The sequence below is a fragment of the Maccoyibacter intestinihominis genome (assembly GCF_040096355.1).
Classification (GTDB): domain Bacteria; phylum Bacillota; class Clostridia; order Lachnospirales; family Lachnospiraceae; genus Maccoyibacter; species Maccoyibacter intestinihominis.
In genome coordinates this window covers 1-12,310 of sequence record NZ_JBBMEX010000014.1, presented here as the reverse complement: position 1 = coordinate 12,310, position 12,310 = coordinate 1, and the positions used below count along the sequence as shown (strand labels likewise).

Annotated in this window: 11 protein-coding genes; 9 read left to right on the top strand and 2 right to left on the bottom strand. The window is 42.6% G+C overall.

Going from position 1 to position 12,310, the window contains the following annotated elements; genetic code table 11:
* The first annotated feature begins 3 nt into the window (after positions 1-3).
* Positions 4-180: a chorismate--pyruvate lyase gene (locus WMO43_RS11995; protein WP_177962620.1), complete on the top strand. Its 177-nt coding sequence runs from the start codon at positions 4-6 to the stop codon at positions 178-180.
* A 75-nt stretch (positions 181-255) separates the two neighbouring features.
* Here WMO43_RS11995 and WMO43_RS11990 read toward each other — a convergent pair whose 3' ends face one another.
* Complete coding sequence (locus WMO43_RS11990) at positions 256-2,097, bottom strand: methyl-accepting chemotaxis protein (RefSeq protein ID WP_353531366.1); 1,842 nt, start codon at positions 2,095-2,097, stop codon at positions 256-258.
* Between the two features lie 14 nt (positions 2,098-2,111).
* Positions 2,112-2,270, bottom strand: coding sequence for a hypothetical protein (locus WMO43_RS11985; protein ID WP_353531365.1), 159 nt, complete (start codon positions 2,268-2,270; stop codon positions 2,112-2,114).
* A 217-nt stretch (positions 2,271-2,487) separates the two neighbouring features.
* On the opposite strand from WMO43_RS11985, the gene metF reads away from it, so the two are divergent.
* From metF to WMO43_RS11945, 8 genes are all read left to right on the top strand, one after another.
* Positions 2,488-3,357: a methylenetetrahydrofolate reductase [NAD(P)H] gene (gene metF, locus WMO43_RS11980; protein ID WP_353531364.1), complete on the top strand. Its 870-nt coding sequence runs from the start codon at positions 2,488-2,490 to the stop codon at positions 3,355-3,357.
* Positions 3,350-3,991, top strand: a complete 642-nt coding sequence (locus tag WMO43_RS11975) for a vitamin B12 dependent-methionine synthase activation domain-containing protein (protein ID WP_353531362.1) — start codon at positions 3,350-3,352, stop codon at positions 3,989-3,991. The genes metF and WMO43_RS11975 overlap by 8 nt, the downstream gene beginning before the upstream one ends.
* Positions 3,992-4,000: 9 nt before the next feature.
* Positions 4,001-6,373, top strand: a complete 2,373-nt coding sequence (locus WMO43_RS11970; RefSeq protein WP_353531361.1) for a homocysteine S-methyltransferase family protein — start codon at positions 4,001-4,003, stop codon at positions 6,371-6,373.
* 62 nt (positions 6,374-6,435) lie between these two features.
* Positions 6,436-7,458: a helix-turn-helix transcriptional regulator gene (locus tag WMO43_RS11965; RefSeq protein WP_353531360.1), complete on the top strand. Its 1,023-nt coding sequence runs from the start codon at positions 6,436-6,438 to the stop codon at positions 7,456-7,458.
* 32 nt (positions 7,459-7,490) lie between these two features.
* Entirely contained in the window at positions 7,491-8,162 is a 672-nt protein-coding gene (locus WMO43_RS11960; RefSeq protein ID WP_353531359.1) for a response regulator transcription factor, read from the top strand.
* A complete protein-coding gene (locus WMO43_RS11955; RefSeq protein WP_353531358.1) occupies positions 8,159-9,148 on the top strand; it encodes a sensor histidine kinase in 990 nt (329 codons plus the stop codon). The genes WMO43_RS11960 and WMO43_RS11955 overlap by 4 nt, the downstream gene beginning before the upstream one ends.
* 122 nt (positions 9,149-9,270) lie before the next feature.
* Complete coding sequence (locus WMO43_RS11950) at positions 9,271-10,038, top strand: ABC transporter ATP-binding protein (protein WP_353531357.1); 768 nt, start codon at positions 9,271-9,273, stop codon at positions 10,036-10,038.
* Positions 10,031-12,037, top strand: coding sequence for an FtsX-like permease family protein (locus tag WMO43_RS11945; protein WP_353531356.1), 2,007 nt, complete (start codon positions 10,031-10,033; stop codon positions 12,035-12,037). Before WMO43_RS11950 ends, WMO43_RS11945 begins: the two co-directional genes overlap by 8 nt.
* Positions 12,038-12,310: the final 273 nt, after the last annotated feature.

Here is a 12,310-nt window from a genome sequence, read left to right as displayed (position 1 = left end):
CCAATGGAAACATGGTTTTATGAAGTAGTCAGCATTGACGGAGACTATGCAAATTTAAAACGTACCGATATCGAATCGGATGACTTAAAGTTAGTTGCAAGAGCATTACTGCCACCGGAAATCATGGAAGGAAGTAAGCTGAAATACGAGTTAATGCAATATGAACTTCTTCCGTTATAAATAACTTTAGAATCAAATACAGGTAAAAAGTAAAGGGCAGAGACCGGAAAACGGTTCTGCCCTTTTGTAACAGGATTAAATTTTGAAATAATGCATTTCATTTGCGAGTTTCTCAGCCTGTGTGGCTACATTCTGTGCAGCTTGTGCTACATTTTCACTGTTGTCGGTTACGCTTAAGGCTTCCTGTGCAAGACCTTCAGAGGTTGCAAGGATTTCTTCGGCACTGGCGGATTGTTCTTCTGTAATAGCAGCTACAGAGGTTGCAACTTCATCCACTTTGTTGACATTCGTAATCATTTCCTGTAACAGCTCGCTTGTCTCTCCGATCGTCTGGTAAATATCGTGGAATGTGTGATGCGCGGTAGAAACCAGCTCCTCACTGTCATGGATGTGTTTGGCACTTATCTGGGTCTTGTCCACGGCATCGCTGACGAGAGTATTAATATCTGCCGTAATAGAGGATATTTTGTCCACGGCCTGCGAACTTGTTTCGGCAAGGTTGCGGATTTCTTCGGCAACAACAGCAAATCCTTTTCCGGCTTCACCGGCTCTTGCTGCCTCAATGGCTGCATTTAAGGAAAGCAGGTTCGTCTGGGAGGCAATATCTCCGATAATTTCCACAAATTTTGTAATCTCTTCCGTCGATTCACCGACATGACCGACAGCGGTTTCTAATTGGGTAACGGAGGCCTGAACGGTTTCCATGGCATGTTTTACCTTATCCATGTCATCCCGTCCCTTGCCGGAAATTACAACGGTATCATTCATCTTTTCACTGGCGTTATGTCCGATCTGATCTGTTTCAGAAACGATCATCGCCAGAGAGGTTGTATTTTCTGCTACTTCTGTTACGGAGTTTGCCAATTCCTCAACAGTGGAATTTAACTCTTTCATAGAGGTAGATTGAGTTATCGCGGAGCGATATAATATTTCGGAAACGGAACTGCTGTTTTCAGCCTGTTGATTCAATTGTCCGGATATGGAAAAAATAGTACCGATCGTATTTCGCATAGTACCAATAAATTTCTGCATACCATTTCCCATAGCAGCGACTTCATCCTGGCCTTTGGTCTGTACATTTACCGTAAAATCACCGTCAGTAATCTTTCCGATATCCTTTGTCAGGGTTTTGATCGGTTCAACAACAATGTGTACAATTCGTTCGATCAAAAATCCGATAATCACCATTGCCAGGACTAAAATAAGGATAATTCTGGTCTGCAAACCTTTTAAATCTTCAAGGACAGTACTTTCTTTTACATTAGAGACCAGAACCCAGTCAGTTCCTGTGATCGGTTCGACCTCTACATAATAGACTGTATTACCAACGGTAACATTTTGAACTTTTCCATTCTTTTTATCAATCTTATCAGCAACCGCTTTCACATAAGAATCTTTGCTGTCAGAAGAGATTGTTTGTGCCACTAATTTCTGGTCTTTGTGTGCTAAAATGGTATGGCTGTTTTTATCAACCAGAAATGCGTAACCATCATCCATAACTTTGATATCGGATACCATCTTAGAAGCATAATTTAGAAAAACATCTGCTGCAGCAACCGTTTTAGCACCATTAGAGGTTTTAAGTAACGTTGTGGCACTTACAATAAATTCGCCGGTATCTGCATCGCGATATGGTGTGCCAAAGGCAAAAGATTTATGGGTTAATCCCTCTTTATACCAGTCGCGCTCTGTGATCCCATAGTCCGCATCCGGAACCCAGCCGGACATATCAATATATTTCCCATGGTCATCACCGATGTAGACTCCGTTTGGAAAATCCTGATTCATATTTACAGTCGTAGCCAGATAAGTTTTTTCGGTTTCTTCATCCATTGGAACGGTTTCTAAAGTGTTTTGTAACATATCCAACGTATTAAGAATACCGGTGGTCCAGGTCTCTAACTCTTTGGCATTCATTTTAGATTCTGCCCTTAACAGATTTTTGCCTCTTGGACAATGATCTTTTTAGAAGCCATATAAGAAATCACAATAATGGATATAATAGCGATAGCGATACAAGGAAGTAGAATTTTCAGCAGCTTAGCTTTTATACCTTTTAACATTTTCGTATTTTGTCGATCGTTTTTCATTCGCACGTCTCCTTTCTGCATAAGTATATATAAAAGTATAATACGGATATATGCGTTTTTCAAGGATTTTCTTAGGAAACACGTCTGTTATAGCTTTTCCCTATACCCCAATATAGAAATGTCATATGAAAGCAAATCTTGAATTGCCTCCAAAATCATAGTACACTTTTAATGATCAGAAAAAAGACATCCTTAAGATGTCTAAGGAGGCAGTCACATGAAATTAAGCCAGATTCTTGGTAAAGATAAAATCACATTGTCATTTGAAGTATTTCCACCCAAAACAGAGGCGAATTACGAAGCCGTGAAAAAAGCAGCATTGGATGTTGCGGCGTTAAATCCAAGTTATATGAGTGTTACCTACGGTGCGGGCGGAAGCACCAGAGCGAATACAGTACAGATCGCATCGGCAATACAGCAGCAGTATGGGATCACTGCAATTTCCCATCTTACCTGCGTCGGAGCAACGAAAGAAGACATCGACCATACACTGGATTCTATGAAAGAAGCAGGAATAGAAAATGTACTGGCACTTCGGGGCGACCGGCCAAAGGATTTTGAAGGAGAACCGTTTACAGATTTTCACTATGCATCCGAGTTAGTAGAGCATATCAAAGCAAGAGGAGATTTTTGCGTAGGAGGTGCCTGCTATCCGGAAGGGCATGTAGATGCCCATAATAAAAAAGAAGACATTACATATCTAAAGAAAAAAGTAGATGCGGGATGTGACTACCTCACAACCCAGATGTTTTTTGACAACAACATCTATTATAATTTCCTCTACCGGGTCAGGGAAAAAGGGATCACGGTACCGATCATACCGGGAATCATGCCGATCACAAGAGCGTCACAGGTAAAGACAGCCTGTACGTTAGCGGGAACGAACATGCCGGAAAGATTCCGAAATCTGGTGGACTGCTTCGGGGACAATCCAAAAGCGATGCAGCAGGCAGGAATTGCTTATGCGACCGATCAGATCATCGATTTGATCGCAAATGGAATCCATAACATCCATGTGTATTCGATGAATAAACCGGAAGTAGCGGCAGGAATCCAAAAGAACCTGTCGGAGATCATCCATGATTAATAAAAAAGAGGTAGAGCGGTACTTAGGATATGGGAAAAATAATCCGGATGAGCGGACAACAGAACTGATAGAGGAATGTATCCGACAGATAGAAAAAATAGCACAGCCCCGGTCGATATACAGGATCTTCGATTTAAAATTAAAAGAAGATCAGATAGAAGCGGCGGGAATGAAGATGCAGAGCAGAAATCTGGCAAAAAACTTAAGAGGCTGTGAAAAAATCGTATTTTTTGCAGCAACCTTAGGAAACGAGCCGGACATATTAATGAACCGGTATTCCAGACTGCAGATCAGCAAGGCAGCAGTATTGCAGGCAGTCGGGGCAGCGGCGATCGAGGACTATTGTAACCAATGCCAGAAAAAAATCGAAGAACAGGCAGCGGCAGAAGGTTTTTATGTAAGATCCAGATACAGTCCGGGATATGGAGATCTGTCCTTAACCTATCAGGCAGAATTTTTAAGAGTGTTAGAAGCAACTAAAAAAATCGGGATCGTACTCTCGGAGGGCGGAGTTATGATACCGGAAAAATCGGTAACAGCGGTTATGGGACTGAGCAGGGAGCAGACTAAATGCCATATCGAGGGCTGCGAGTCCTGTAGAAATAAAAACTGTGCATACAGACGGCAAGACTAAGAGGTAACTATGACGATCAGAGAAGAAATAGGAAAAAGAATACTGTTTTTTGATGGAGGAATGGGAACACTTCTTCAGGAACAGGGATTACAGGCAGGAGAACTTCCGGAAACATGGAATCTGAAGAATCCGGAGCCGATCATACAGATACATAAAGCGTATTTAGCGGCAGGGGCAGACATCATATTGGCGAACACTTTTGGCGCCAACCGCTTTAAATACGGAGAAGATTTAGAAAAAATCGTAACGGCGGGAGTAGCAAATGCAAAAAAAGCCGTAGCAGAGAGTGGAAAAAAAGCATATGTAGCCTTAGACATCGGCTCCACCGGAAAACTCTTAAAGCCGATGGGAACCCTGGATTTTGAAGAGGCAGTCGGGGTATTTGCAGAGATCATCCGAGTGGGAGAAAAAGCAGGAGCGGATCTCATACTGATAGAGACCATGAGCGATACCTATGAACTGAAAGCAGCAGTATTAGCGGCAAAAGAGAATTCCACATTGCCGATCATGGCAACGGTCATCTTTGACGAAAGCAAAAAGATGTTGACGGGAGCCAGTCCGCAGGTAGTAGTGTCACTGTTAGAAGGACTTGGGGTAGACGCACTGGGGATCAACTGCGGCCTTGGACCAAAACAGATGAAAGAGATCGTAAAAGAACTGCTGAAATATGCCTCCATACCGGTGATCGTCAATCCAAATGCGGGACTTCCGCGTTCGGAAAACGGAAAGACCGTCTTCGACGTAGGAGCAGAGGAATTTGCCGAAGACATGGAAGAGATCGTAACCATGGGAGCCTGGTTCGCCGGAGGCTGTTGCGGAACCACGCCTGCGCATATACAGGCAATGGTAGAAAAATGCAAAGAAATCACACCGGTGCCGATCGCACCGAAGAACTATACCTTTGTTACCTCCTACTCTACGGCAGTTGAATTAGGCGGCAGACCGGTCATCATCGGAGAGCGTATCAATCCTACCGGAAAGTCCAAATTTAAACAGGCACTCAGGGATCACAACATCGACTACATCTTAGAAGAAGGGGTCAAACAGGAAGACTCCGGTGCACATATCTTAGATGTCAACGTAGGACTGCCGGAAATTGACGAAGCAGCCATGATGGAAACGATCGTTTACGAACTGCAGAGCATCATGCCGATCCCGCTTCAGATCGATACCACGAATATGGAAGCAATGGAACGGGCGCTCAGGATCTATAACGGAAAACCGATGATCAACTCCGTCAATGGAAAAGCAGAGATCATGGAACAGGTATTTCCGCTTGTAAAAAAATATGGAGGAGTCGTAGTCGGACTGGCGTTAGATGAAGATGGCATTCCGGACACCACCGAGGGCAGACTTGCGATAGCCGAAAAAATATATCAGACAGGTGAAAAATACGGGATCAGCAGAAAAGATATCGTCATCGATGCCTTGGTTATGACCATGAGTACAAATAACGAGTCCGCAAAGATTACGTTAGATACCGTAAAAGAGATCACGGCAAGAGGTGGAAAAACCGTGCTTGGCGTGTCGAATATATCCTTTGGACTGCCGCAGCGTGAGCTGATCAATGCAGCATTTTTTACAATGGCAATGAACAACGGACTCTCGGCAGGGATCATCAATCCGAATGCAAAAGCCATGCGGCAGGCATACGATACCTTCTGCGTACTCGGCGGATATGATGCCCAGTGCATGAATTATATTGAAAACTATGCCGTAACCGATGCCCCGAATGCAGCGGCAAAACCGGCCGCAGCGAAGCTCAACCTGACCGACAGCATCATCAAAGGCTTAAAAGATCAGGCGTATCGGGCAACGGAAGAAGAACTAAAGACAAAAGAACCGATGGAGATCATCAATGGGGAACTGGTTCCGGCACTGGATGTAGTCGGACAGGGATTTGAAAAAGGAACCATGTTCCTGCCACAGCTTTTAATGAGTGCAGAAGCAGCCAAGGCAGGGTTCGAGGCGATCCGGCAGTATGTGCAGAGTCACGGAGAAGCACAGGAGAAAAAAGCAACGATCGTCATTGCTACCGTCAAAGGAGACATCCACGATATCGGAAAAAATATCGTAAAAGTCCTGTTAGAGAACTATGGATATGAAGTCATAGACCTCGGAAAAGACGTGCCGCCGGAAAAAATCGTAGAAACCGTCGTGGATAAACATGCGCCGCTGGTTGGACTGAGTGCATTAATGACAACCACGGTAGTTAATATGGAAGAAAGTATCAAAGAACTGCACAAAGAAGCACCATGGTGCAAGATCATGGTTGGCGGAGCGGTGCTGACACAGGAATATGCAGACATGATAGGGGCAGATTTTTATGGAAAAGATGCCATGCAGTCTGTATATTATGCCGAAAGACTTCTAAATAGCTGACAGAACGCATGATTTTGTGATATTCTGTAAGAAAGGATTAGCAGATCATGCGGGAGGAAGTCATGGCAGAACGGTCAAAACAGAAATTAAAACTCATCTATTTGATGCAGATCTTAATGGAAAAGACAGATGAAACGCACAGTATCACTATGGCGGAGATGATAACTGCCTTAAAGGCATATGGGATTACGGCAGAGCGGAAGAGTCTGTATGACGATATTGAATGCCTGCGTACCTATGGACTGGAAATTATCGGAACGCAGGAAGGCAGAACTTATTGTTATCAGGTAGTTAACCGGCAGTTTGAATTGGCAGAATTGAAACTGCTGGTTGACTCTGTGCAGTCTGCAAGATTTATTACAGCCAAAAAGACAAATGAGCTGATCAAAAAAATAGAAGGATTAGCAAGTAAGTATGAGGCATCCAAACTGCATCGTCAGGTCTATGTAACACAGCGGGTAAAAACCATAAACGAAAGCATCTATTATAATGTAGATGCCATTCATACGGCAATCGCCGAAAATTCCCAGATCACGTTCCGGTATTTCCAATGGAATGTCAAAAAAGAAATGGAGCTTCGCAAAGGCGGAGCACTCTATAGAGTTAGTCCGTGGGCGCTATCCTGTGATGATGAAAATTATTACATGATCGCTTATGATGACGTAGAAGAAAAAATCAAACACTTCCGTGTAGACAAAATGCTCCATATCGAAATGAACGGAAAAAAACGCGAAGGAAAACAGGTATTCCAATGCTTTGACATAGCCGTGTACTCCAGAAAAATGTTCGGAATGTATGGCGGTGAAGAGCAGTTGGTAAAAATACAATGTGTCAATGAATTAGCCGGAGTCATCATAGACCGCTTTGGAAAAGAAATATCCATGATACCGGTAGACGGGAAGCATTTTACTGCAAGCGTCCGGGTAGCGGTCAGCCGCCAGTTCCTGTCATGGGTCATGGCATTGGGTGAGGGGGCGAAAATCGTAGGGCCGGAGCCGGTAGTAGAGCAGGTCCGGGAAGAAACAAAACGCCTGATGCAGCAATATGACATAAAAACAGATTCATATAAAAATAAAACAACGTGAAAACAAATTAAAATATATAGCGAGGAAGAATCATGTACAAAATCTTTATGGTAGAAGATGATGAGATCATAGCAAGAAGCATACGGGAACATCTGCAGGCATGGAATTATGACGTATGCTGCGTAGAAGATTTTTCCAATGTAGTAGCAGAATTTGTCCGTTTTGACCCACAACTGGTGCTTATGGACATCACGCTGCCATTTTTTAACGGATACCATTGGTGCAGTGAAATCCGAAAAATATCGAAAGTACCGGTCATCTTTCTGTCCTCAGCGGCAGATAACATGAACATCGTCATGGCGGTCAATATGGGAGCGGATGATTTTATACCAAAACCGTTTGATCTCGAAGTGCTCACGGTTAAGATCCAGGCAATGCTGCGCCGCAGCTACGATTTTGCCGGAACAGGCAGTATGTTAGAGCATAAAGGAGCGATCCTGAATCTGAACGAGACAACGCTGACCTATCAGGAGCAAAAGATAGAATTGACGAAAAACGAATTTCGTATCTTAGAGATATTAATGGAAAATAAAGAAAAAGTCGTATCCAGGGAAACGCTGATGACAAAGCTATGGGAAAGTGATAACTATGTAGATGAAAATACACTTTCCGTCAATGTGAACCGGTTGAGAAAAAAATTAGAAGCCTTGGGATTGGAAGAATTTATACTTACAAAGAAAGGAATAGGGTATCGTCTGGGATGAAACTTTGGAGTTCATATCTGAAAAGAAATTTAGGATGGATAGCGGTCATATTGCTGACGATTTTTTCCATGTCCGTGATCGTAGAACTGAATGGCGTTCATATATCAGAGTGGATATATGGAACAATTCTCTGCATCTTCTTTTTACTGGTGATCGGAGGGGTGGATTTTTACCTCTATTATAGAAGACATCAGAATCTGCAAAAAATACAGGAAATCGTAAAAATTTCCGTCAATGCATTGGACATGCCCAAAGATCAGATCGAAGAAGATTACCAGAAGCTGTTACAGATCGTGCATGAAGATAAAGTAAAGGCAGTCAATGATTTAGAATCCGGAAAAAAAGATATGGCAGAGTATTACACCATGTGGGTGCATCAGATCAAGACACCCATCGCGGCAATGCGTCTGCTGTTGCAGTCGGAGGACACGCCAAAGAGTAGAGAATGTGCGGAAGAGCTGTTCCATATTGAACAGTATGTAGAAATGGCACTGCATTACAGCCGCTTAGATTCAGACACGACCGATTTTGTGATCCGAAAGACTTCCTTAGATGAGATTGTGCGGGAAGCAGTCCGAAAATATGCCAAACTGTTTATCCGTAAAAAAATCCGCTTAGATTACCAGCCGTTAAATATTGAAGTGCTGACGGATGAAAAGTGGTTAGAGTTCGTGATCGAACAGATACTTTCTAATGCCGTAAAATACACACCGAAAGGCACCGTTTCTATTTATATGGAAAATGAAGACACACTTATAATAGAAGATACTGGGATCGGGATACGGGCAGAAGACTTACCGAGAGTCTGCGAGCGGGGCTACACCGGCTATAACGGGCATAGCGATAAACGCTCAACCGGGATCGGACTGTATCTTTGCCGCAGAGTATTAGAGCAAATGTCCCACAGTATAGAAATAGAATCGGAAATGGGAAAAGGAACGCGGGTGAAGATCGGATTGATCACAAAAGAACGCATTCATGAGTAATCTTACAGGAATGTAAGAAACAAAGGGAAAATGTAAGCCGGATGAATGGCAGACATTTTCCCTTCTTGTTATACTGGGAACATAAAAGAGCGCGCGAAGAAAATCAGGAGGAAAAAGAGAATATGTCAATATTAGAGGTCAATCACTTAAAAAAAATATACACCACACGTTTTTCAGGAAATCAGGTACAGGCATTAAGCAACTTAAGTTTTTCCGTAGAGGAAGGTGAGTATGTAGCGATCATGGGAGAATCCGGTTCCGGAAAAACAACCTTATTAAACATCTTAGCAGCACTGGATAAACCGACCGGTGGAGAAGTCCTGTTAAATGGAAAGAACATCGTAGAGATCAACGAAAAAGAAATCTCTGCATTTCGAAGAGAAAATTTAGGATTTGTCTTTCAGGACTTTAACTTATTAGATAACTTCTCCTTAAAAGATAACATCCTGCTGCCGCTGGTCTTATCCGGTGTCCGGTATCCGGAAATGGAAAAAAGACTGCATCCGATCACAAAACGGTTAGGGATTGAAGAACTCTTAGAAAAATATCCGTATGAAGTTTCGGGAGGACAAAAACAGAGAACTGCCGTGGCAAGAGCCTTGATCAGCCGACCACAGTTAGTTCTTGCAGATGAACCGACCGGAGCGCTTGACTCAAAAGCAGCCGACGAATTGCTGCAGTTATTCAATGCGGTCAATCAGGAGGGACAGACCATTTTGATGGTAACACATAGTACCAAAGCAGCCAGCCATGCAAAAAGAGTCCTGTTTATCAAAGACGGCGAAGTGTTCCATCAGTTATACCGTGGAAACATGAACAACGAAGAACTTTATGCAAAAATTTCAGATACACTGACAATGTTAACGACGGGCGGTGAACAAAATGAATAAAGGAATGTATACAAAACTTGCGATCACCAATATCAAAAATAACAGGCAGTTTTATTTCCCATATCTGCTGACCGGGATCATAACCGTAGCCATGTTTTACATCATGTGCGCATTAGAAAGCAATCCGGGGATACAGAGCATGCCGGGAGCAAAGGATTTGGGACTGATCCTCCGTCTGGGAATCGGTGTGATCGGAATCTTTGCAGTCATCTTCCTGTTTTATACAAACAGTTTCATCATAAAACGCAGGAAAAAAGAACTCGGGATCTATAACATTCTGGGAATGGAAAAAAGACATATTGCAAAAATTTTATCAAAAGAAGCATTTTTTACAGCAATAATAGCAATTGGCGGAGGACTGGTAACAGGCGTATTATTTCATAAGTTAGCGTGTATGCTCCTCTACCGCATGATAGGATTTAACGGAGGCATCACATTTTCCTTTTCAAAAAAAGGTGTTATGATAACAGCCATTCTGTTTGCGATCGTCTATCTGTTAACGTACATCTATGATCTGTTTCAGGTGCAGCTTGCCAATCCGATAGAGCTTTTACAGTCAGGAAATAAAGGTGAGCGGGAGCCAAAGACCAAAGCGATCATGGCAGTGCTTGGAGTTCTCTGCCTTGGCACGGGATATTTCATAGCAATTACAACTAAGAATCCGGTCAAAGCACTGACCCTGTTTTTTGTAGCAGTCATCCTTGTAATTATCGGAACCTATCTGCTGTTTACGGCAGGAAGCATCGCTTTGTTAAAAATTTTACGCCGCAACAAAGGATACTATTATCAGACCAAGCATTTTACATCCGTATCGGGAATGATCTACCGGATGAAACAAAACGCAGTGGGACTTGCAAACATCTGCATCTTATCCACCATGGTATTGGTAGCCGTATCGACAACAGTCAGTCTCTATGTAGGTGTTGAGGATATCATGAAAGAACGATATCCAAATGAGATCAATATCAGAGCCTATTATGATACAGGAGCACCGTCAGAAGATAGTATCGCACCGATCGTGGAAAAAAGTGTCAAAGAGAGTGGAAGAAAGATCCGACATGAGGAAGACTATCTTGAATTATATTTTGCGGCGATCAAAGACCAGGGACAGTATTCTTTAGATAAAGAAAAAGTAAAAACAGCCGGCGACCGCGTCAGCGGATTTGTGGTATTGACCAGAGAAGATTGTAAAAAAAAGTATAACGAAGAAATACCGGAACTGGCAGAAAACGAAGTTGCTCTGTTCACGATCAAGAAGACAAACATGGACACACTCGTATTAGAAAACAGAAGTTACCATGTAAAAGAGATCAAACAGTTTCAAAACACAGAAGATTTCGAGACCATAGCAGATATAATGGATGAGTATTACTATGTTATTGTAAATGATGTGCAGGACATGGAACTCCTGTGGCAGTTACAAAAAGAGATCTATCAGGAAAATTCCAGCTCCATCTCAAGACAAGTCCGACTGGATATAGATGGAGACAGCGAGCAGAAAAAAGAATGTTTTGAAAACATCAAGACCGCACTGGGACCGGAACAGGCAAAAGCAAGGATATTGATCGACAGCCGCCAGTCAAATCTGGATGAGTTTTATCAGATATATGGAGGTTTCCTCTTCTTAGGACTGTTCCTTGGAATTCTGTTTTTAATGATCACCGTATTGATCATCTTCTACAAACAGATATCAGAAGGATATGATGATAAAGAAAGATTCTCCATTATGGAAAAAGTAGGAATGAGCAATAACGAAGTCAAGGCAACCATCCGCTCCCAGGTAAGGACGGTGTTCTTCTTACCGATTCTCATGGCAGCAGTCCATGTGGGAATGGCATTCCCGATGATAAAAAGATTACTATCCCTGTTTGGCTTGAGCAACACGGCACTTTTTGCCGGCTGTATGGCAGGAACGATTCTTGTATTTGCACTGATTTATCTGTTGGTATTTTTAAAGACATCCAAAACCTACTATAAAATTGTAGGCGAGCAGGTATAAAAACCGGTGAAAAGATAAAAACTTACTTTCACCATAACGCACCAGTAGCAGAGCTGTTGAAACAGTTCTGCTACTGCAATATATCCGGCAATGTGGATAGCCTTGTCGATATAAATAAAAAAAGTGAAAAAAAGAGTTGACAGGCATAAAGTTTGGTGCTATTATAAAAGTCCACCGCGCAATGGTGCGGTGCGAAAGAAATAAAAAAATGAAAAAACCTGTTGACAAACGCAGAAAGCTGTGATAGGATATAGAAGTTGTCGCGTAAGACAG

Bases quoted from the DNA above. Each gene is read 5' to 3' on its own strand.
- metF (WP_353531364.1), top strand. From the start codon at position 2,488: ATGAAATTAAGCCAGATTCTTGGTAAAGATAAAATCACATTGTCATTT.
- WMO43_RS11995 (WP_177962620.1), top strand. From the start codon at position 4: ATGGAAACATGGTTTTATGAAGTAGTCAGCATTGACGGAGACTATGCA.
- WMO43_RS11990 (WP_353531366.1), bottom strand. From the start codon at position 2,097: ATGAATGCCAAAGAGTTAGAGACCTGGACCACCGGTATTCTTAATACG.
- WMO43_RS11985 (WP_353531365.1), bottom strand. From the start codon at position 2,270: ATGAAAAACGATCGACAAAATACGAAAATGTTAAAAGGTATAAAAGCT.
- WMO43_RS11955 (WP_353531358.1), top strand. From the start codon at position 8,159: ATGAAACTTTGGAGTTCATATCTGAAAAGAAATTTAGGATGGATAGCG.
- WMO43_RS11965 (WP_353531360.1), top strand. From the start codon at position 6,436: ATGGCAGAACGGTCAAAACAGAAATTAAAACTCATCTATTTGATGCAG.
- WMO43_RS11975 (WP_353531362.1), top strand. From the start codon at position 3,350: ATGATTAATAAAAAAGAGGTAGAGCGGTACTTAGGATATGGGAAAAAT.
- WMO43_RS11950 (WP_353531357.1), top strand. From the start codon at position 9,271: ATGTCAATATTAGAGGTCAATCACTTAAAAAAAATATACACCACACGT.
- WMO43_RS11945 (WP_353531356.1), top strand. From the start codon at position 10,031: ATGAATAAAGGAATGTATACAAAACTTGCGATCACCAATATCAAAAAT.
- WMO43_RS11960 (WP_353531359.1), top strand. From the start codon at position 7,491: ATGTACAAAATCTTTATGGTAGAAGATGATGAGATCATAGCAAGAAGC.
- WMO43_RS11970 (WP_353531361.1), top strand. From the start codon at position 4,001: ATGACGATCAGAGAAGAAATAGGAAAAAGAATACTGTTTTTTGATGGA.